General features: G+C 63.8%; 17 protein-coding genes and 2 tRNA genes. 6 read left to right on the top strand and 13 right to left on the bottom strand.

All coding sequences use genetic code 11. The features are described from left to right. Positions 1-44 precede the first annotated feature (44 nt). Entirely contained in the window at positions 45-833 is a 789-nt protein-coding gene (locus tag AAIL66_RS09850; protein WP_034355629.1) for an ATP-binding cassette domain-containing protein, read from the top strand. Beyond that, positions 826-1,707: an ABC transporter permease subunit gene (locus AAIL66_RS09845; RefSeq protein WP_034392179.1), complete on the top strand. Its 882-nt coding sequence runs from the start codon at positions 826-828 to the stop codon at positions 1,705-1,707. The genes AAIL66_RS09850 and AAIL66_RS09845 overlap by 8 nt, the downstream gene beginning before the upstream one ends. Before the next feature lie 147 nt (positions 1,708-1,854). Here AAIL66_RS09845 and AAIL66_RS09840 read toward each other — a convergent pair whose 3' ends face one another. From AAIL66_RS09840 to AAIL66_RS09830, 3 genes are read right to left on the bottom strand one after another with little or no spacing between them, the layout of a single operon-like run. Beyond that, positions 1,855-3,555 carry a cobalt chelatase gene (locus AAIL66_RS09840; RefSeq protein ID WP_343496618.1) on the bottom strand — a complete coding sequence of 567 codons (1,701 nt, stop codon included), beginning with the start codon at positions 3,553-3,555 and terminating at the stop codon, positions 1,855-1,857. Continuing rightward, a complete protein-coding gene (locus tag AAIL66_RS09835; protein ID WP_034355632.1) occupies positions 3,552-4,535 on the bottom strand; it encodes an AAA family ATPase in 984 nt (327 codons plus the stop codon). Before AAIL66_RS09835 ends, AAIL66_RS09840 begins: the two co-directional genes overlap by 4 nt. Beyond that, a complete protein-coding gene (locus AAIL66_RS09830) occupies positions 4,528-5,352 on the bottom strand; it encodes an IclR family transcriptional regulator (RefSeq protein ID WP_034405063.1) in 825 nt (274 codons plus the stop codon). Before AAIL66_RS09830 ends, AAIL66_RS09835 begins: the two co-directional genes overlap by 8 nt. 134 nt (positions 5,353-5,486) lie before the next feature. Here AAIL66_RS09830 and xsc point away from each other — a divergent pair, with 134 nt between their 5' ends. Further along, the gene (gene xsc / locus AAIL66_RS09825; RefSeq protein WP_003062707.1) at positions 5,487-7,298 is read left to right on the top strand and encodes a sulfoacetaldehyde acetyltransferase; all 1,812 of its coding nucleotides are present in this window, start codon (positions 5,487-5,489) and stop codon (positions 7,296-7,298) included. A 222-nt stretch (positions 7,299-7,520) separates the two neighbouring features. Beyond that, positions 7,521-8,486, top strand: a complete 966-nt coding sequence (locus AAIL66_RS09820) for a bifunctional enoyl-CoA hydratase/phosphate acetyltransferase (RefSeq protein ID WP_343496617.1) — start codon at positions 7,521-7,523, stop codon at positions 8,484-8,486. A 124-nt stretch (positions 8,487-8,610) separates the two neighbouring features. On the opposite strand, the gene AAIL66_RS09815 is transcribed toward AAIL66_RS09820, so the two are convergent. The 5 genes from AAIL66_RS09815 to AAIL66_RS09795 all read right to left on the bottom strand — a co-directional run bounded on the left by AAIL66_RS09815 (position 8,611) and on the right by AAIL66_RS09795 (position 11,934). Continuing rightward, positions 8,611-8,687: transfer RNA gene (locus tag AAIL66_RS09815), tRNA-Arg, on the bottom strand. Between the two features lie 2 nt (positions 8,688-8,689). After that, positions 8,690-8,779: transfer RNA gene (locus AAIL66_RS09810), tRNA-Ser, on the bottom strand. A 31-nt stretch (positions 8,780-8,810) separates the two neighbouring features. Beyond that, positions 8,811-10,127: a serine--tRNA ligase gene (serS, locus tag AAIL66_RS09805; protein WP_003065910.1), complete on the bottom strand. Its 1,317-nt coding sequence runs from the start codon at positions 10,125-10,127 to the stop codon at positions 8,811-8,813. Positions 10,128-10,309: 182 nt separating this feature from the next. Continuing rightward, positions 10,310-11,299, bottom strand: a complete 990-nt coding sequence (ispH, locus tag AAIL66_RS09800) for a 4-hydroxy-3-methylbut-2-enyl diphosphate reductase (protein WP_003065908.1) — start codon at positions 11,297-11,299, stop codon at positions 10,310-10,312. A 164-nt stretch (positions 11,300-11,463) separates the two neighbouring features. Continuing rightward, positions 11,464-11,934 (bottom strand): FKBP-type peptidyl-prolyl cis-trans isomerase, encoded by a 471-nt coding sequence (locus AAIL66_RS09795; RefSeq protein WP_003052041.1) that lies wholly within the window; start codon positions 11,932-11,934, stop codon positions 11,464-11,466. A gap of 116 nt (positions 11,935-12,050) precedes the next feature. Between AAIL66_RS09795 and radC the strand changes: the two genes are divergently transcribed. Both radC and AAIL66_RS09785 read left to right on the top strand, forming a co-directional pair. Then, a complete protein-coding gene (gene radC / locus AAIL66_RS09790) occupies positions 12,051-12,743 on the top strand; it encodes a DNA repair protein RadC (RefSeq protein WP_343496616.1) in 693 nt (230 codons plus the stop codon). Then, the gene (locus AAIL66_RS09785; protein WP_343496615.1) at positions 12,740-13,396 is read left to right on the top strand and encodes a Smr/MutS family protein; all 657 of its coding nucleotides are present in this window, start codon (positions 12,740-12,742) and stop codon (positions 13,394-13,396) included. The genes radC and AAIL66_RS09785 overlap by 4 nt, the downstream gene beginning before the upstream one ends. Before the next feature lie 64 nt (positions 13,397-13,460). Here the strand turns inward: AAIL66_RS09785 and AAIL66_RS09780 are convergent, their stop codons facing one another. The 5 genes from AAIL66_RS09780 to AAIL66_RS09760 form a co-directional block, all read right to left on the bottom strand. Further along, positions 13,461-14,489: a M48 family metalloprotease gene (locus AAIL66_RS09780; RefSeq protein ID WP_343496614.1), complete on the bottom strand. Its 1,029-nt coding sequence runs from the start codon at positions 14,487-14,489 to the stop codon at positions 13,461-13,463. Positions 14,490-14,493: 4 nt separating this feature from the next. Next, a complete protein-coding gene (locus AAIL66_RS09775; protein WP_343496613.1) occupies positions 14,494-15,081 on the bottom strand; it encodes a LemA family protein in 588 nt (195 codons plus the stop codon). A 97-nt stretch (positions 15,082-15,178) separates the two neighbouring features. Further along, positions 15,179-17,269, bottom strand: coding sequence for a bifunctional 2',3'-cyclic-nucleotide 2'-phosphodiesterase/3'-nucleotidase (locus AAIL66_RS09770; protein WP_343496612.1), 2,091 nt, complete (start codon positions 17,267-17,269; stop codon positions 15,179-15,181). A 94-nt stretch (positions 17,270-17,363) separates the two neighbouring features. Then, complete coding sequence (locus AAIL66_RS09765; protein ID WP_003065899.1) at positions 17,364-17,768, bottom strand: group II truncated hemoglobin; 405 nt, start codon at positions 17,766-17,768, stop codon at positions 17,364-17,366. Further along, positions 17,758-19,350, bottom strand: a complete 1,593-nt coding sequence (locus AAIL66_RS09760) for an MFS transporter (protein WP_343496611.1) — start codon at positions 19,348-19,350, stop codon at positions 17,758-17,760. Before AAIL66_RS09760 ends, AAIL66_RS09765 begins: the two co-directional genes overlap by 11 nt. Between the last annotated feature and the right edge of the window lie 71 nt (positions 19,351-19,421).

The raw sequence follows: 19,421 nt of genomic DNA, 5'->3' as shown, positions 1-19,421 counted from the left end.
CCCGTCGTGGCTCCCAGCTTTGTTTCACATAGGAGGGCAATGTCATGCCGACTCTGGATATACGTGACCTGACCGTCAATTACGAGGTCAAGGGCGGACACTTGCAAGCCCTGGCCCCCGTCAACCTGACCATGAACGAAGGCGACTTCGTGGTCGCTCTGGGTGCATCGGGCTGCGGCAAGACAACACTGCTCAACTGCATGGCAGGCTTTCTGGCGCCTTCCAGCGGCCAGATCCTGCTGGACGGCAAGCCCATTCAGGGTCCAGGAGCCAATCAAGGGGTGGTGTTTCAGAAGCATGCGCTGATGCCATGGCTCAATGTGATCGACAACGTCGCGCTGGGACTGCGCATGCGCGGCATGGATCTGAAGCAGCGCACACAGATCGCGGAAGAAAAACTGGGCCTCGTGGGCTTGCAGAACTACGCCAGGCGTGCCGTCTATGAACTCTCGGGTGGCATGCAGCAGCGTGTCGGCATTGCCCGTGCACTGGCCAACGATCCTGCACTGCTGCTGATGGATGAACCCATGGGTGCGCTGGACGCCTTCACGCGCGAGCAGGTTCAGGAAATCCTGCTGCGCGTATGGCATGCCACCCACAAGATGGTGTTCTTCATCACCCATTCGGTGGAGGAGGCGCTGTTTCTCGCCAGCCGGCTGATCGTCATGAGCCCTAGCCCGGGCCGCATCTCCCATGTCTACGACGACATGCCGTTCTGCCATGAGTTTCTGCGCACCGGCGATGCGCGTGCCGTCAAGTCGCGCCCCGACTTCATCAGGATGCGCGAGGAAGTTCTGAGTCTGATTCACCACCGGGAGCCTGCCAATGTCTGAAGCAGTCCAAATCAACCATCTGCCCGCCACGACAGCGCGCGTGCAGCCCAAGGCCACTGCCCCGCAGGCGTCGGGACCGGTGAAGACCAGTCGCTTCAAGACCCCCGGCGAAGGCTCCAGCCTCGGCATCAGCATCGTCACCGTGGCCTTGCTGCTGGCACTGTGGTTCGCCGCCACCAATCTCGGCTGGATCAAGCCCTTGTTCCTGCCCAGCCCGCAAGCGGTGTTCCAGCAGTTCTATGAATACCTGACCGGGCAGGCCAACGACAAACCGCTGTGGCAGCATTTCTCTGCAAGTCTGCTGCGCGTGACCGTGGCGTTCTGGCTGGCCTTCATGATTGCCGTTCCGCTGGGCATCGCGATGGGAATGTCACGCTTTGCACGCGGCATCTTCGACCCCCCCATCGAGTTCTACCGTCCCCTACCGCCGCTGGCCTACCTGCCGCTGATCATCATCTGGTTCGGCATCGATGAAACACCGAAGATCCTGCTGATCTTTCTGAGCTGTTTTGCCCCCCTGGCTCTGGCGGCCCGCTCGGGCATGCGCAGCGCTGCACAGGAACAGATCAATGCCGCCTATTCGATGGGAGCGAGCTACTTCCAGGTGATTCGCCATGTGATCTTGCCGGCGGCCCTTCCCGACATTCTGGTGGGCATGCGCATTGCCATCGGCTTCGGCTGGACGACTCTGGTCGCCGCCGAAATGGTGGCGGCGAACGTGGGTCTGGGTCAGATGGTGCTCAACGCCTCGAACTTCCTGCGCACGGACATCGTGATCATGGGCATCATCGTCATCGGTGTGATCGCCTATGTCTTCGACCTGTTCATGCGCTGGGTCGAAAAGCGCCTGGTTCCCTGGAAGGGACGCATGTAAGTGCTGCCGATTCCCCGGCGGGGATGACTCCGGCAAGCAGACAGCGGGCAGGCATTGCGCCTTCCCGCTTTTCTGTTTTCCGTTGTTTCGGCTGGTCGCCTGAGCTTGCTCGGCCTTGTGCGATACCTGTCGCACGCGCCATTCCCGTCATCGTTTGCACAGCATCTCGGCCACCGAAAACAGCAAGGCCTCGTCGAGATCGTGCTGCAGATCGACGGCAAGCCTTTGACGGTAGAAGACCCCCAGATCCAGCCCGACGCCCAGGGCGCAGACCTTCACGCCTCCCATGCGTTCCTGGGCGGCAAGAACCTGCCTCAGATGCTGATCCAGATAATGCTCGTCATTGGCCTGATGGGTGGCCGTATCCATGGGACAGCCATCGGAGATGACCAGCAGGATGCGACGTTGCGCGGCCTTTGCACGCAGCCTCTGGCACGCCCATTCCACCGCCTCGCCGTCGATGCCTTCACGAAAGATGTCGGGCTTGCGCAGTGCCGCAATGCCGTGCCGGGCATGACGCCAGGGCTTGGCCCCGTCCTTGAAGACAATGTGCAGGCGCTCGTTGAGACGCCCCGGAAACTGCGGCTGGCCGGCGCGCTGCCAGCGGCGGCGTGCTCTGCCGCCATTCCAGGCCTGCGTGGAAAAGCCCAGTATCTCCACGCTTGCGCCGGCCATCTCCAGCGCCCGCCCCAGCACGTCGAGCAATAGCGACAGGGGCCTGGCATAGGTTTTCATGGAGCCCGAGCAGTCCATGAGAATGGCGACGGCGGTCTCGTTGACGGGGCGCTGCATTTCGTCCTTGAAGATCGCGCGCTGCTGCGGGTCCGTTACCAGCTGGGACAGGCGGCTGCCGTCCAGATGGCCTTCCTCCAGCCCGAAGCTCCAGCCATTGCGCTGCGTGCTGGCCAGGCGCTGCTGCAGATAACGTGCCAGCCGCCCGGCCTGCAGCAATCCCGAGCGCGCCAGCTCCTCGTCCATCTGCTCCCGGAACTGAGCCAGCTGCAGCGCACGGATCAGCTCGGCGGCCTGCACTTCCCTATCGAACTCGCGCGTGAAAACCCGGTAGCTTTGCGCTGTGCCGGTCCATGCCCGACTGTCGCCGCTTTGCGCCACGGGCATGCCGTCCTGACTCTGGGACTCAAAGTGCAGAGGCAGGGCAAAACTGCTGCGCCGCCTGGGGCCGCCGGCACCGCGCGGCGCATCGTCCTGCGCCGCACGCACAGCCATGCCAACCCAGCGGCTGACGGCCAGGGCAGACTCGACAAATTGCTGCTGCCGGTCTCTGGCGCGCCGCAGCCGATCCCAGTGCCGGCCCAGCGGAGAAGCCATGGACATCCGCGTGGACTCCACCAGATCGGCCATCCGTTCCGGTATCTCATGCCCGGTCAGTCGGCTCCAGGCCGTGATGGCCACCGTAAACAGCAAAATTCCCAGACTGCTCTCCGTCAGGCCGGAATCCATGAAGGCCTGGCACCAGTTCACAAAGCGCTGGCGCATGTTCTCGCGCGCTCCGGGCCAGGCCTCGGGAACCAGGCTCTCCACGCGCAGCTGCTCCAGCAGCTCGAACACCATGCGCTCCACCGGGTCCTGGGGCAAATGAGCCTGGAATAGTGCCTGGTCGCTCCAATACAGACGCAGTCCCATGCTGTCGAGCAGGCCGCGCTGATCCGTCTGCTGCACCGGAACCTGGCTATGATGGGCCGCCGCCTGGGGTATGGGAGTGGTGCCGCGATACAGCGTCTGACCGCTCCATTGCAGGCTGGCGTCGCCGGTTACGGCGCGCAGCATGGCGCCACCCCAGGCCTCCATTCGGGACAGCGAGGCAGGGCCGGAGGTCCCGGCGCTCATGCCAGAAACGCCAGTGCTGGTTCTGCGGGCTGCGTCAGCTCCTGGGCAAAGCAGCGCTGGAAATACTCGCTCACGATGGCGCGCTCTGCAGGCTCGCATTTGTTGAGGAATGACAGCTCGAAGGCCTGCTTCAGGTCATGGAAGATGGCGATGTTCTCGGCCCAAGTAATCACCGTGCGCGGAGACATCAGCAAGGACAGATCCCCCACTGCAAAGCCCTTGCGTGTCAGCCCGGCCAGCGCCACCATGGCGTCCACCTTGCGGCGCCCATCGGCCGTGGCAAGCTCCGGCACACGCGCCAGCACGATGGCCGCTTCCTCGGCCGGGGGCAGATAGTTCAGGCTGGTGACCAGATTCCAGCGATCGAGCTGGGCATGGTTGAGCTGCTGCGTGCCGTGATAGAGCCCGTTGAGATTGCCCTGCCCCAGGGTGTTCATGGTGGCAAACAGCCGAAAACAGGGGTGCGGCTGGATCACCCGCTTTTGATCGAGCAGGGTAAAGCTGCCCTCACGCTCCAGAACCCGCTGGATGACAAACATCACATCGGGGCGTCCGGCGTCGTACTCATCAAACACCATGGCCACGGGCCGCTGCAGCGCCCAGGGCAGAATGCCTTCCTGGAACTGGGTCACCTGCTTGCCATCCTGCAGCACGATGCTGTCCTTGCCCACCAGATCCAGGCGGCTGATATGACCGTCCAGATTCACTCGCACGCAGGGCCAGTTCAACCTGGCGGCCACCTGCTCTATATGCGTGGATTTTCCCGTGCCGTGCAGGCCCTGAATGACGACGCGCCGGTTGTGCGAGAAGCCCGCCAGAATGGCCTGCGTCACCTGCGGATTCAGGCGGTAGGCCTTGTCAATCGCGGGAACATGTTCGCCCGGCTCGGCAAAAGCCGGCACGGTCATGTCCGTGTCGATGCCAAATACATCGCGCACGCTGACGGTACGGGTGGGCTGCAGCAGGCTCAGGTCAGTCATCATCGGCTTCCGGTGGAACGTCATCGTTAATGCGGGCGATCGCCGCGACGGCCGCCTGCAGCTTGGGAAGAAAGGACAAGGCCTTCTCCTTGGAAAAACGCATGATGGGCGCCTGCACTGCAAGCCCCATATTGGAGTTGCCATGGGGTGCGGGCACCAGCACGCCAAGGCACAGCAGCCCGGGCAGGAACTCCTCGTTGTCGAAGGCATAGCCCTGGGCGCGCACCTGATCGAGCTCCTGCTCCAGCGCCTCGAAGGTCGTCAGCGTGTTGCCGGTGAACGCCTCCAGCGGCACATTGGCCAGCAGCCGGCGGCGCTGGGCGGGCGACATCTGGCTCAGGAACAGCTTGCCCGTGGCCGAACAGTGCGCGGGCACGCGCGAGCCCGGATGCAGATAAAAGCGCAGCGGAGCCGGCGTCTCCACGCGGTCCAGATACAGCACCTCGCTGCCCGAAAAAGCCGTGATGTTGCAGCTCTCGCCGAGCTCGCGCACCAGCTGGGTCAGCACCGCATGCCGCGCGCCATGCGTGGTGTTGTTGAGCAACACGTTCTCCGCCAACCGCATCAGCCGCTGGCCCGTACCGTAGTGGCGGCCGTTGCCATCTCTTTGCAGGATTCCGGCGCCCTCCAGCTGCGCAAGCATGCGGTGCATGGTCGGCTTGGGCAAGCCTGTCTCTTCCACCATGGTTTGCAAGGTGAAGGGCTGGCTCTTTTGCGCCACGGCCTCCAGCAGCGCGAACAAACGCAGATTGGGCGTGTCTCCGTCCAGGCGAGCCGAGGGGGTGTCTTCGCTGTGCTTCATATCGTTGTCGATCATATTAATTTCCATTTTTCGAGTCAATTTATTCCATAAAAAGAAATTTATTTGCACGAAAACAAAAAAATGCCATAGACTGACATCGTTATTTCTTTTTTCGGAACCATAGGTTTCAAATTTTCAAGGAGACAGAGATGGCTGCAACGGACAATCGTAAAGTGGTTGAAGGCGTTCACAAGATGACCCCTTCGGAAGCATTCGTGGAAACCTGCGTCGCCAATGGCGTCAGCGAGATGTTCGGCATCATGGGTTCCGCCTTCATGGATGCCATGGACATCTTCGCCCCCGCAGGCATTCGCCTGATCCCGGTGGTGCATGAGCAAGGTGCGGCCCACATGGCCGACGGCTATGCCCGCGTCTCGGGTCGCCACGGCGTGGTGATCGGCCAGAACGGCCCCGGCATCAGCAACTGCGTGACCGGGATTGCCGCAGCCTACTGGGCGCACAGCCCGGTGGTGATCGTGACTCCCGAGACCGGCACCATGGGCATGGGCCTGGGCGGTTTCCAGGAAGCCAATCAACTGCCCATGTTCCAGGAGTTCACCAAATACCAGGGCCATGTCTGCAACCCCAAGCGCATGGCCGAGTTCACGGGCCGCGTCTTCGACCGCGCCATGTCCGAGATGGGCCCGACCCAGCTCAATATTCCGCGTGACTACTTCTACGGCGAGATCGAGTGCGAGATCCCCAAGCCCATGCGTGTGGACCGCGGCCATGGCGGCGAAGCCAGCCTGCAGGCCGCCGTGGAGCTGCTCAAGACCGCCAAGTTCCCGGTGATCCTGGCCGGCGGCGGCGTGGTCATGGGCGATGCCGTGGAGGAAGCGAAGCAACTGGCCGAGCGCCTGGGCGCACCCGTGGCCACAGGCTATCTGCGCAACGACGCCTTCCCTGCCAAGCACCCGCTGTGGGCCGGCCCTCTGGGCTACCAGGGCTCCAAGGCCGCCATGAAGCTGATCGCCCAGGCCGACGTCGTGATTGCGCTGGGCTCGCGCATGGGTCCCTTCGGCACCCTGCCCCAGCATGGCATGGACTACTGGCCCAAGACCGCCAAGATCATCCAGATCGAGGCCGATCACACCAATCTGGGCCTGGTCAAGAAGATCGCCGTGGGTATCAACGGCGATGCCAAGGCCGTAGCGGCCGAACTGAGCAGGCGCCTGGCCGATGTGACACTGGGCTGTGACGCCACCAAGGCAGCGCGCGCCGACACCATCGCCACGGAAAAAGCCGCCTGGGAGAAGGAGCTCGACGGCTGGACCCACGAGCGCGACCCCTACAGCCTGGACATGATCGAAGAGGCCAAGGGCGAACGCACGCCGACCGGCGGCAGCTATCTGCATCCCCGCCAGGTGCTGCGCGAACTCGAAAAAGCCATGCCGGCGCGCGTCATGGTGTCCACCGACATCGGCAATATCAACTCGGTGGCCAACAGCTATCTGCGCTTCGACGAACCGCGCAGCTTCTTCGCTCCCATGAGCTTCGGCAACTGCGGCTATGCCCTGCCCACCATCATCGGCGCCAAGTGCGCAGCCCCCGATCGCCCGGCCATTGCCTACGCCGGTGACGGCGCCTGGGGCATGAGCATGATGGAAATCATGACTGCCGTGCGCCACGACATTCCCGTGACCGCCGTGGTGTTCCACAACCGCCAGTGGGGTGCGGAAAAGAAGAACCAGGTGGACTTCTACAACCGCCGCTTCGTGGCGGGCGAGCTGGAGAGCGAAAGCTTTTCCGATATCGCCAAGGCCATGGGCGCCGAAGGCATTGTGGTGGACCACATCGAGGACGTGGGCCCGGCGCTGCAAAAAGCCATCGACATGCAGATGAAGGAAGGCAAGACCTGCGTGATCGAGATCATGTGCACCCGCGAGCTCGGCGATCCCTTCCGCCGCGACGCCTTGTCCAAGCCCGTGCGCATGCTGGACAAGTACAAGGACTTTGTCTGACACCGTCTGACACCCCCTGAGGCGCTGCGCGCCTTCCCCCTCTCTACCCGCTGCGCGGGGGAGGGGGACGACACCCTCGGTGCGGGGCGGCCCTTCCTCGGTGTCCCTTGGTCGGGCCGCGCCGGGTTCATGCGCCTGGGTAAAGCGCAAGGCCCTCGAAAACCGACTCCCAGCCCCCCTGCGTTGCTCGCGCCGGGCCCTGTACTTCCCGCAGGAGCATTCATGACTCCCTCACTCTCTCTTGCCGTGGCCGCCGACGATGCGCCCGCCACGCCTCGCCCTCATCTGCAGCATCTGCAGGAGCTCGCCCGCGCCAAAGGTCCGGTCGCAGTGGCCGTGGCCTACCCCTGCGATGCCAGCTCTTTGCAGGCAGCCATGCAAGCGGCGGAGGCCGGCCTGATCAAACCCCTGCTGGTAGGTCCACAGCAGCGTATCGAAGCCACGGCTCGCTCTGCGGGTCTCGGTCTGTCTGCCGCCGAGATCCACTCCACGGCGGACGACCCTCGCATCGCTGCGGCCCAGGCTGCGGCACTGTGCCGCGATGGCCAGGCCCGATCCCTGATGAAGGGCAGCCTGCACAGCGACGATCTGCTCGGCGCGGCCGTGGCGCGCGAAGCCGGTCTGCGCGGCAGCCGCCGGGCAAGCCACGTCTTCATCATGGACATCCCGGGCTACGACCGCCCGCTGCTGATGACCGACTGCGTGGTCAACATCTTTCCCAGCCTGATGGAAAAGCGCGACATCGCCCAGAACGCAGTCGATCTGGCGCAGGCCATAGGCATAGTCCAGCCGCGCGTGGCCCTGCTGTCGGCGGTAGAGACCGTCAACCCTGCCATTCCCGGCACCATCGATGCGGCAGCCCTGTGCAAGATGGCCGACCGCGGCCAGATCACGGGCGGCATCTTTGACGGCCCGCTGGCCTACGACAACGCCATCTCCCTGCACTCAGCGCACAACAAGGGCATAGTCTCCGATGTCGCAGGCCGTCCCGATGTGCTGCTGGCCCCCAATCTGGAAGCCGGCAACATGATCTACAAACAGTTGGTCTACATGGCCGACGCCGAATGCGCGGGCCTGGTTCTGGGCATGCGCGTGCCCATCGTGCTGACCAGCCGCTCAGACTCCGTGGCCAGCCGCATCGCTTCCTGCGCCCTGGCCGTGCTGGCCAGCGCAGGGATGCAGGCATAGAGCAAGACCTGATCAAGGCCCGACCGGACACTGCTGTGTCCGGGCCTTTCTGTCAAACGCCTATCCCCCGCAGACGCCAGAAACGAAAAAGCCTCAGAGTATTTCTACTCTGAGGCTTAACGTTTGGTGCGGCTGGCAGGAATCGAACCCACGACCCCTTGGTTCGTAGCCAAGTACTCTATCCAGCTGAGCTACAGCCGCATTGGCGGAGAGGGTGGGATTCGAACCCACGGTACGTTTGCACGTACGCCTGATTTCGAGTCAGGTACATTCGACCACTCTGCCACCTCTCCTGTGTCGAAGCATCTATTGTAGCCTAAAAAATCAGGCCTTCAGCAAAGTTTTGCCGCCCATGTACGAAACCAGTGCTTCGGGAACGGTGATCGAGCCGTCGGCGTTCTGATAGTTCTCCAGCACGGCGACCAGCGTACGACCCACGGCCAGGCCGGAACCGTTGAGCGTGTGCACCAGTTCGTTCTTGCCCTGGGCATTCTTGAAACGGGCCTGCATGCGACGCGCCTGGAAGGCTTCGCAGTTGGAGACCGAGCTGATTTCGCGATAGGTGCCCTGTGCCGGCACCCAGACTTCCAGGTCATAGGTCTTGGCGGAGCCAAAGCCCATGTCGCCCGTGCACAGGCTCATCACGCGGTAAGGCAGACCCAGCTTCTGCAGCACGGCTTCGGCGTGACCGGTCATCTCTTCCAGCGCTTCATAGCTTTTTTCGGGATGCACGATCTGCACCATCTCGACCTTGTCGAACTGGTGCTGGCGGATCAGACCGCGCGTGTCGCGGCCGCCCGAGCCGGCTTCGGAACGGAAGCAGGGGCTGTGTGCGGTCAGCTTGATGGGCAGGCGGTCTTCGGCCAGCACTTCATCGCGCACCAGATTCGTCAACGGCACCTCGGCCGTGGGAATCAGGTACAGAGCCGCGGTATCGGGCAGGGGCTCGGCATCCTGGCCACCCTTCTGGGCCGCAAACAGATCGCCTTCGAACTTGGGCAGCTGGCCCGTACCCTTGAGCGAATCGCTGTTGACGATGTAAGGCACATAGCATTCGGTGTAGCCATGCTGCTCGGTCTGCAGATCCAGCATGAACTGGGCCAGCGCACGGTGCAGGCGCGCGATCTGGCCCTGCATCACGGTGAAGCGGGCACCGGAGAGCTTGACGCCGGCTTCGAAGTCCAGGCCGATGGGCGCACCCAGATCGACGTGATCCTTGATCTCGAAGTCGAAATTCCTCGGCGTGCCGAAGCGGCGCACTTCCACATTGCCTTCTTCGTCGGCGCCCACGGGCACGGACTCATGAGGCAGATTGGGCACGGCCGCCAGCATGGCCTGCAGCTCGGTCTGGATCTGATCCAGGCGCGTGGCCGATTGTTCCAGCTCGGTCTTCATGGCTGCCACTTCGGCCTTGGCGGCTTCGGCGGCGTCCTTTTCGCCCTTGCCCATCAACATGCCGATCTGCTTGGACAGCTGGTTGCGCTTGGACTGCAGCTCCTCCGTGCGCGTCTGGATGGACTTGCGTTCGGATTCCAGCGCCTTGAAGGCTTCCACGTTGAGGAAGGCTTGGGGGTTCTTGCGGGTTTGCAGTCGGGCGACGACTGAATCCAGGTCTTTGCGGAGAAGTTGAATGTCGAGCATAGATGGGGATTTTAGAGCGACTGGCCGCACCCGGCCGATACACGGGGGATGGCAGCAGTCAGCTATCAAAAGCAAAGCGCCTTGCGCAGGCTATTCATAGAATTTCAGCATAAAACTATCTGAAATTACCGAATACCATGCGCAAGGCGCTATGAAGTTGCAAGCATTCAGCTTGCCATGACTCAATGTCCGGTCTCGGGCGCCTTGCGCACTTCGATCTCCAGGCCCGTGGCCGCGTCGATCTTCAGGCCCTTGGGCAGCGGGAACTTGATGGTTTCCTCGATACCGTCCATCTTGCGCACGGCGACTGCGCCCAGTTGCCGGATGCGTGCGATGACCTCGTCGACCAGCACTTCGGGCGCCGAGGCACCGGCCGTCAGCCCCACGCGGGCCGCATCGGCAAACCACTCCTGCTTGAGCTCGAGCGCGTTGTCCACCATATAGGCGGGCGTGCCCAGGCGATCAGCCAGCTCGCGCAGGCGATTGCTGTTGGAGCTGGTCGGACTGCCGACGACGATGACCAGATCCACCTGGGGTGCCAGCACCTTCACGGCGTCCTGGCGATTCTGCGTGGCATAGCAGATGTCCTGCTGCTTGGGCTCGCGCACCAGCGGAAAGCGTGCCTTGATGGCGGCCTTGATGCCCGCAGCATCATCGACCGACAGCGTGGTCTGCGTCACCACGGCCAGCTTTTCGGTCTGGCGCGGCGCCACCTTGGCCACATCGCCCTCGTCCTCGACCAGATGAATGCCTTCGGAGAGCTGGCCCATCGTGCCTTCGACCTCGGGATGGCCCTTGTGGCCGATCATGAGGAATTCGTAGCCTTCCTTGGCCAGCTTGGCGACTTCCACATGCACCTTGGTGACCAGCGGGCAGGTCGCATCGAAGATGGCAAAGCCACGGCGCTCGGCCTCCTGCTGCACGGCCTTGGAGACGCCGTGGGCCGAAAAGATCAGCGTGGCGCCGGGCGGCACTTCGTCCAGCTCCTCGATGAAGATGGCGCCCTTGGCCTTGAGATCGTTGACCACAAAGGTGTTGTGCACGATCTCGTGGCGCACGTAGATGGGCGCGCCGAACTTGGCCAGCGCCCGCTCCACGATCTCGATGGCGCGATCCACCCCGGCGCAAAAGCCGCGCGGCTCGGCCAGCAGGACTTCCTTGGCTCCCACCATTTCAATACCCCCTGGCGCTACGCACCACTCGCACGGCATGACACTGGCGCGCTTGAAGCGCGGGACGGCGGCACGGGCCGACCGCAGCAAGGGCCGCCCCGCAGCAAAGGCCGTCGTCCCCCTTGAAGGGGGAAGCTGCGCAGCAGCTCAGGGGGTGTGTCATTTCAAAGTACCCCGATCAGCTTCACTTCAAACGTCACGGGCTGGCCGGCCAGCGGGTGGTTGAAGTCGAACAGCACGGCACCGTCCTCGCGCACCTGCACCACGGCGCCGGCGTAGCTGCCGCTGCCGTCGGGCGTGGGGAACTGCACCACATCGCCTGCGGTGTACTGCTCATGCGGATCGCCGAGCTCGTTCATGAGCTTGCGGGCCACCCACTGCATCATGTCGGGGTTGCGCTCGCCAAAAGCCTCGCCAGCGGGCAGCTCGAAAGTCGTGTGCGTGCCCTCGGCCAGGCCGATCAGCTTGTCTTCCATGGCCGGCGACAGCTCGCCCGCACCCAGCGACAGCGTAGCCGGCTTTTCGTTGAAGGTATTGATCACATCGCCCGCAGGGCCCGCCAGGCGGTAATGCAGCGTGAGAAAAGAGCCTGCCTGCACGACGGGCAGATCCGAAGGGGTTGCGCTTGTGGTCATGAAAGTCCCGATAAACTGGGCTGCATTGTAAGAGCGAGCCTATAACCTCTTCGCCGCTGCGTTGAGATGGCCGCCCCGCCCCTTCCCCCGCCTTGTGCAAGCAAGCACTGACGCCCATGCCCATCAAAGACCTGCCCCTGGATGCCCAGCCGCGCGAAAAGCTCGCGCAGCGGGGTGCGGCTGCGCTCTCGGATGCCGAGCTGCTGGCCGTCATTCTGCGCACCGGCATAGCCGGCAAGACGGTGCTGCAGATGGCGCAGGAGCTGCTGGAGCTGCCCGGTGATGGCCAGGGAGCAGGCGGTCTGGCCGGACTGCTGGCCGCCGACTACCAGGCTTTGACAGCCGTCAAAGGCCTGGGCCCTGCCAAGCGCGCCGAGCTGATGGCCGTGCTGGAGCTGGCCCGCCGTGCCACGGCACAGCAGCTGCGCGAGCGGGAAGTCTTTTCCTCCCCCGAAGCCGTCAAGCACTATCTGCAGCTGCATCTGGCGGCCAGGCCCCACGAGGTGTTTGCCGTGCTGTTTTTGGACAGCCAGAACCGCTTGCTGGCTCTTGAAGAAATGTTTCGCGGTACCTTGACGCAAACCTCCGTCTACCCTCGTGAAGTCGTGCTGCGCGCCCTGCACCATCAGGCCGGCGCGGTGATCCTCGCGCACAACCACCCCAGCGGCAACGTGCAGCCCAGCAGTGCCGATAGCGCGCTGACCGCCACTCTCAAGGCCGCTCTGGCTTTGATCGATGTACGCGTGCTCGACCACATCATCGTCGGGCCGGGCGCCGCCTGCTCCATGGCCGAGGAGGGTCTGCTATGAGCCACGCACACCGCTCGCTGCAGGATCTGGCCGGCATCTCCCGCCATCTCAAGCAGATGCGCGAACAGGCCGAAGCCCTGGCCTTCGCGCAGGCCGAGGCGCGTGCAGCGCGCGAGCGTGAACGCAATCTGTTTGCGCTCAGCGTCGGCAAGGTCACGCCACTGCGCTCGCGCAACGAAGTCAGCTTTCTGGAGCCGGCACCCTCCCCGCTGCCGCTGCAGATGGTGCTGGACGAACAGAATGTGCTGCGCGAAGCCATGAGCGACGAGTTCGATGTCAGCACCCTGCTGGACGTGGACGATCAGCTGAGCTTTCGCCGCCCCGGCATCGGTCTCGACGTGACCCGCAAGCTGCGTGGCGGCCACTGGAGCATTCAGCGCCAGCTGGACCTGCACGGCCTGCGTTCAGACGAAGCCCGCGAGGCGCTGGGCCAGTTCATCCGGCTGTCGCACCGCACGGGCGTGCGCTGCGTGCGCATCGTCCACGGCAAGGGCCTGGGATCGCCGGGCCGCACCCCCGTGCTCAAGGGCAAGGTGCAGCGCTGGCTAGTCCAGAAAAAAGAAGTGCTGGCCTTTGTCCAGGCCCGCCCTGCCGAGGGTGGCGCGGGCGCGCTGGTGGTGCTGCTGCAGCCGGGCAAGCGCAAGCTGTTCTGAGCCCCATCGCGTCCGACCTGACAGCTGCTCGTGTCTATCTCCATTGGGCTTGAGCCCAAAAGGCTTATCTTCCCTGCGGCACGGTGTTGAGCGGCAAGGGCAGCGGCCGCATATTGCGGCCGTAGATGCGGCGTATGCGCTCGGGCACCGTCGGGTGGGATTCCAGCCAGTCTTCGAGGCGGCTGGCATGGGGTGTTTCGGCCAGCAGCATATGCTGCACGATGCGCTTGTCCAGCCCCTGGTGGCTGCGCGTATCCTGCTGCCAACTGCCGTACTGCTGCTCGGCCAGTTCACGCTGCGTGAGCACCTTGCGCAGCACGCCGCCCAGCCCATCCTTGCTGCGCGTCCACTGCACGGCACGCGCATCGGCCAGAAATTCACGCTGGCGCGATACGGCGGCCTTGAGCAACTGGCCGCCCAGCCAGCCGACAAAGCCTGCGGCCTGGATGAAGAGGCCGAACCATTGCGTAAGAATGCTGTCGCGCTCGCGCAGGCTCTGGCCGAAGTTGTGAATCAGCTCCAGCCCGTAGACCATGCCGGCCAGCTGCATGTTCAGGCGCGTGTCGCCCTCGCGCAGATGGGACAGCTCATGCGCCACCAGGCCCTGCATTTCCTCACGGCTGAGTTGGTCCAGCGCCCCCTGGGTCACGGCGATGACGGCGTCCTGCACATCCCAGCCCGCCGCAAAGGCATTGATGGCCTCGGTCCGCGCCAGCACCGCGACCTGGGGCGCAGGCCAGTGCGCCGCAATGCACATTTCATCGACGATATTGCACAGTTGCTGCTCGGCCAGCGAGCTGCCGGGCCTGGCCTCGCGCGCGCCCACTCGCTGAGCCAGCTTGCGCCCGCCATGGCGCAGTTGGTCTAGCTCTATCCAGCAGCCGCCCAGCACCAGCAGCAAGGTCACGCCGATATTCACAGCCGCAAAGCCCGTGGGATAGTCCCAGCCGCCGAATGCCAGAGTGCCCAGCCACCAGGCCAGCATCAGGCCCAGGTGCACCGATGCCACCACGGCCAGCACGCACAGGCCGAACACCAGCAGCAACCAGCGCGTGCTGCGCCTGGCCTGGCGCTGTCGCTCCCAGAAACGCATGCGCTCAGAACCTGACCTGAGGAACGGCGCGCTCCTGCTCGCTCTGGGTCGAAGCCAGCATGTCCAGATGCACAAAACCCACCAGCCGCGCCACGATCAGATCCGGGAACTGTCCGGCCTGGTTGTTGAATTCCAGCACCTCGTCGTTATAGGACTGACGCGCAAAACCGATGCGGTTCTCGGTGCTGGTGATCTCTTCGCTGAGCTGCTTCATGCGGGCATCGGCCTTGAGCGTGGGATAGGCCTCGGCCAGCGCCATCAGACGACCCACCTGACCTCCCAGCACCTGCTCCGCAGCCATCAGAGCCCCCATGGCCTGCGCCTTGCCCGGCGACTGACGGGCCTTGTCGGCAGCGCTGACGGCCTCGCCTCGTGCGCGAATCACGGCCTCCAGCGTCTGGGCTTCGTGCTGCATATAGCCGCGTGCAACCTCCACAAGATTGGGAATCAGGTCATGACGGCGCTTGAGTTGCACGTCGATCTGCGCAAACGCGTTCTCCACCTGGTTCTTGTGCGTGCGCAAGCGGTTGTAGAGGGCAATTGCCCAGATCACGATCACTACAACCACTGCCAGCGCGATATATGCCGTCATACCCTCTCCCTGAAAATTTTCTCGCATCATAGCCAGTCCCAGAAAAAAGCCGCCGTGGCCTTTGGAGCCACGGCGGCAGTCATCGCGGCAACGCCGCCTACTTGGACAGATCGAGCTGGTATTTGCTCATGCCCTTGCCCGAGCCGTCATCGGCTGCCAGCACAGACACTCCCGTCAGGCCTGCCGCCTGGGCCACGCTCAAGGCATTGGTGCCGGAGCTGAACACCACCGGGCCGGTCGTCGTCACCTTGGCAAAGCGCCAGCTCTTGGCTGCGCCATTGGCCGCTCTGGTGATCTGCGGATTCTTGCGCACATACTCGATCACCACATCACGGTTCGCATCGAGCGATGCCCAGATGGCCGACGAGCCGTCGAGCTTGGGGATGAAGCTGGCACCGCTGGTGGCCCGGTAGTTGTTGGTGGCGATCACGAACTCCTGCGCCGTATCCATGGGCTTGCCCAGATAGCTCAGGTTCTTGATGCGGCTGCCCAGCGGCTGGGTCACATCGATCTCATACTGCACATCGGCGGTAGTGAACATATCGAAGTTGTAGCCCGGGAAGCTGCTGATCAAGGGCTGCTCTGCCGTCTTGTTCACATCGATCTGGTTGAAGCGCTTGGCTGCAGCTTCCAGCCAGCTCTTGATGTCGGCGCCGTTGACCTTCACCGCGTATACGGTGTTGGGGTAGAGATACAGGTCGGCCGCGTTGTAGATGGCGAGCGAGCCGGCAGCCACATCGGTGAAGTCCTTGCCGCCCTGGAAGCCGGATTTGAACGGCGCGCTCACCGACAGCACTGGCAGGCTCGCGTACTGGGGCAGATTGGCCTTGATATAGCTGGCCACATAGGCCTGCTGGGCCTGGTTGACGATCTGGATGGCACCGGGGTCGCCCACATCGGCAAACAGCGTGCTCATGCGGAAGTCAGTGCTGCCTATGGGCGTCTTCACGTAGCTGATGGCTGCCTGGTGCTGTGCCTCGATCAGCGGCGCGACGGCCGGGTCGGCATCCACAAACACCGTGGCACCCGCGGCATCCTTGTTCTGGATGTTGCGCAGCTCGCTCTTGCTGCCGGTCTTGGCCACGCTCCACTTCTTGCCGTCCCATTGCAGCGGCAACTGGATCACGCCCAGAGCCTTGCCCCAGGAGCTGGCCATGACCGCAGGCACGCCGTTGATGGTGCCAGCCTGGTTGTCCACACCGTTCTGGCTGTAGGCAGGCTTGGCCGACAGGTCGGGGAACACGCTGTGCTGATGGCCCATGACCATGGCGTCGATGCCCGCCACCTTGGACAGATACAGGCCGGGGTTCTCCATGGTGGCCGAATATGCCGAGCCGTCCAGACCGCCATGCAGCAGCGCCACCACCACATCGGCACCCTTGGCGCGCAGCTCTGGCACGTATTTGCCGGCAGCCTCCACCGCGCCCTCGGTGTAGACCTTGCCTTCGAGATAGCGCTTGTCCCAGTTCATGATGCCCGGCGTGGTGAAGCCGATCACGCCGATCTTGATGGGCAGCTTGACTTCCTTGCCATCGCTGCCCTTAGCCACCATGGTGCGCTCCAGCACGGCATAGGGCTGAACCAGCGGCTTCCTGGTCTTGCTGCTATAGACATTGGCCAGTACGGCTGGATAGCCGTTGCCCGCGCATTTCTGACTGGCATCCACGCCATCCACATCCAGACCGCCGCCCAGCACCTGGTTAAGAAAGGGCAGGCCGTAGTTGAATTCGTGATTGCCCAGCGTGCCCGCGTCAAAGCTCAACGCGCCCATGGCCTTGTACATGGACAGCTGCTGCGTGCAGGGGATGGGCTTGACCTCGGCCTCGTAGTCGGCCAGGGCCGTGCCCTGGATGGTGTCGCCGTTGTCCACCAGCAGCGTGTTGGCAAATTCCTTGCGAGCCGCACGAATCAGCGTGGCCGTGCGCTCGAAACCATAGGTCTTGTCTTCGGCCAGCTTGAAATAGTCATAGCTGCGCACATTGAAGTGCAGGTCCGTGGTCTCCAGAACGGCCAGCGTCGCCGTGGCAGGCTGCGCGGTCACAGGCGTTGTGCTGCTGTCGTCGCTGCCGCCGCAGGCGGCCAGCAATGCGGCACAGCCCACGGCCGTCAGCACATGGCGGCGTTGCTGCAATGCCGAGAAGAAACCGCCTGAGCGCAGCTTTGCGCCAGGCAAATCGAAATCCTGCATGGTTGACCCTGCTTGTTGAAAAACAGGCAGTGTCGGCAGGGCTTCTTACAGCATCGTGAAGGAAATTTGACGCTTTGAAACTGGGCTCAGGAACTCAGGCGCCGCGATTGCGCATCCAGTCCGCCGTGTTCATGAAGCTGGCCTTGAGGCGCGTGCGCAAGGCCTCGGGCACCTCGGTCTCGCCCATGGCCTGATCCATGCAAGCCACCCACTGGTCACGCTCCTGGATGCCGATGGAAAACGGCATATGGCGCATGCGCAGACGCGGATGACCGAAACGATCCTGGTAATAGTCGGGGCCGCCCAGCCAGCCGCAGAGAAACCAGAACAGCTTCTGGCGCGCGTCGGCCAGCGTGCTGCCATGGGCGGCGCGCAGTTCCTTGTAGCCTGGCTCCAGATCCATGAGGTCATAGAAGCGGGTCACCAGTTGCTGGACTTTCTCTTCCCCGCCTATCCATTCGTAGGGGGTATCAAACGGGGGCTTTTCTTCAATCTGCATGTGTAGCGGCTTTGCGAGTCAGTCCCGATTGTCGGACATGCGGCATGTCCGTACCCGAGCGCAGGAATGCGAAAACGCCAACAGCCGTCAGTACCGTCACGCAGGCCAGCACATCGAGCAAGCTGGAAAAGGCTAGGCCATAGGCCTTGAGCAGCTCGGCGGCTGATGCGCCTTGCATCAGCGCCAGCGCTCCCTGCATATTTCCGGTGACCAGCATCTGGGCCACGGCCGAGCCATGCGGCATGGACGGCCAGATGACCGCCAGCTCCCGCGCCAGCAGCGCTGCCAGCGCTGCCCCGACCACGGCCAGGGCAATGCCCTCGCCCGCCACACGCACGGTGCTGAAGATGCCCGTGGCCATGCCGGCACGCTCGCGCGGCACCACTGTCACGGCCAGCCCGTCCATCAGCCCCCAGGGCAGTCCTATGCCCAGACCGATCAGCAGCAGCGGCGCGGCCATCTGCGCCAGGTCCGAGCCGGGGGCGCAGCGGCCCAACCACAGCAAGCCCATGGCACAGACCAGCAGTCCCACCCCGCACAGCAGGGCGGCCGACAACCAGCGCGCAAGCCAGCCCGCCAGCAGCGGCACGCACAGCATGGGCAGCGACAGCACGAACATGCGCTGCCCGGCCGCGAGCGGTGCCAGACCTTCCACTCCGATAAAACGCAGCGGCAACAGCACCAGCAGCACCACAAAGGCGTAGGCCGGTGCTGCGGCCAGCAGCTGCACACCGACAAAGCGCGGATAGCGGAACAGCGACAGGTCCAGCATGGGGTGAGCACTGCGGCGCTCGATCTGTACAAAGGCCGCTGCCGCCAGCAGGGCAGCCGCCAGGGGCAGCCATGTGCGGCCATGCGACCAGCCCGTTTCCGGGACTTGCAGCATGCCCCAGGTCAACAGCGCCAGCGCCAGCGTGAACGACAGCGCGCCCGGCAGGTCCAGCCGCTGTGCCTGCGGATTGCGCGATTCCGGCATATGGCGCAGGCCCAGCAGCAGCGCAGCGGATGCCGCGGCGGCTGCGCTGAGCACTACGCTGCGCCAACCCCAGCTTTGCAGCAACCAGCCCGACAGCAATGGCCCGAAGGCCAGCCCAACACCAAAGGAGGTGCCCACGAAACTGAAAGCCCGGGTACGCCGGACACCATCGTAGGCCTGGGCCAGGCCTGCCGTGCCTGCCGCCAGTGCAGCGGCCGCGCCCAGTCCCTGCAGCGCCCGCAACAGATCGAAGCCGATGATGGCCCCCTTGCCTTGCAGGCAGACCTGCAGCAGCACGCTGCCCACCACGACGGCCAGCCCCGCAAGAAACACGCGCCGCCGCCCGTAGACATCGGCCAGTGCTCCTGCCGCCATCAATGTGGCGCCGAAGCTCAGCATGAAGGCATTGGTGACCCAGTTCAGCGCCAGAGGGCCACCGCCCAGAGCCTCACGCAGCGCCGGCAGCGCCACGGCCGGCCCGGTAAAGCTCAGCGGCATGGCCAGCGCGGCCAGGCAGACCGACAGCAGCACCCATGCGGGCGATGCGCGGCTGGTGCAAAAAGAAAGGTCCGCGTGCGGGCGGGATGGGGAAGTGGGGCAGGACATGGAGGGCTGGCGTCGTGAATCAATCAGAAATGAACGATAAAAGCTCTCCAATGAAACGAAAATAGCTTTAG

The sequence above is a fragment of the Comamonas sp. F1-6 genome, from assembly GCF_039581415.1.
Lineage (GTDB): Bacteria > Pseudomonadota > Gammaproteobacteria > Burkholderiales > Burkholderiaceae_C > Comamonas > Comamonas thiooxydans.
Note: the sequence above shows the minus strand (reverse complement) of the source record. Positions and strands in the feature narration are given on the sequence as shown.

What these genes read in the sequence shown, in the direction of transcription:
- AAIL66_RS09845 (WP_034392179.1), top strand. Translation starts at nt 826, where the DNA reads ATGTCTGAAGCAGTCCAAATCAACCATCTGCCCGCCACGACAGCGCGC.
- AAIL66_RS09770 (WP_343496612.1), bottom strand. Translation starts at nt 17,269, where the DNA reads ATGCAGGATTTCGATTTGCCTGGCGCAAAGCTGCGCTCAGGCGGTTTC.
- AAIL66_RS09785 (WP_343496615.1), top strand. Translation starts at nt 12,740, where the DNA reads ATGAGCCACGCACACCGCTCGCTGCAGGATCTGGCCGGCATCTCCCGC.
- AAIL66_RS09795 (WP_003052041.1), bottom strand. Translation starts at nt 11,934, where the DNA reads ATGACCACAAGCGCAACCCCTTCGGATCTGCCCGTCGTGCAGGCAGGC.
- xsc (WP_003062707.1), top strand. Translation starts at nt 5,487, where the DNA reads ATGGCTGCAACGGACAATCGTAAAGTGGTTGAAGGCGTTCACAAGATG.
- AAIL66_RS09835 (WP_034355632.1), bottom strand. Translation starts at nt 4,535, where the DNA reads ATGACTGACCTGAGCCTGCTGCAGCCCACCCGTACCGTCAGCGTGCGC.
- AAIL66_RS09760 (WP_343496611.1), bottom strand. Translation starts at nt 19,350, where the DNA reads ATGTCCTGCCCCACTTCCCCATCCCGCCCGCACGCGGACCTTTCTTTT.
- AAIL66_RS09830 (WP_034405063.1), bottom strand. Translation starts at nt 5,352, where the DNA reads ATGATCGACAACGATATGAAGCACAGCGAAGACACCCCCTCGGCTCGC.
- AAIL66_RS09775 (WP_343496613.1), bottom strand. Translation starts at nt 15,081, where the DNA reads ATGACGGCATATATCGCGCTGGCAGTGGTTGTAGTGATCGTGATCTGG.
- AAIL66_RS09765 (WP_003065899.1), bottom strand. Translation starts at nt 17,768, where the DNA reads ATGCAGATTGAAGAAAAGCCCCCGTTTGATACCCCCTACGAATGGATA.
- serS (WP_003065910.1), bottom strand. Translation starts at nt 10,127, where the DNA reads ATGCTCGACATTCAACTTCTCCGCAAAGACCTGGATTCAGTCGTCGCC.
- ispH (WP_003065908.1), bottom strand. Translation starts at nt 11,299, where the DNA reads ATGGTGGGAGCCAAGGAAGTCCTGCTGGCCGAGCCGCGCGGCTTTTGC.
- radC (WP_343496616.1), top strand. Translation starts at nt 12,051, where the DNA reads ATGCCCATCAAAGACCTGCCCCTGGATGCCCAGCCGCGCGAAAAGCTC.
- AAIL66_RS09850 (WP_034355629.1), top strand. Translation starts at nt 45, where the DNA reads ATGCCGACTCTGGATATACGTGACCTGACCGTCAATTACGAGGTCAAG.
- AAIL66_RS09840 (WP_343496618.1), bottom strand. Translation starts at nt 3,555, where the DNA reads ATGAGCGCCGGGACCTCCGGCCCTGCCTCGCTGTCCCGAATGGAGGCC.
- AAIL66_RS09820 (WP_343496617.1), top strand. Translation starts at nt 7,521, where the DNA reads ATGACTCCCTCACTCTCTCTTGCCGTGGCCGCCGACGATGCGCCCGCC.
- AAIL66_RS09780 (WP_343496614.1), bottom strand. Translation starts at nt 14,489, where the DNA reads ATGCGTTTCTGGGAGCGACAGCGCCAGGCCAGGCGCAGCACGCGCTGG.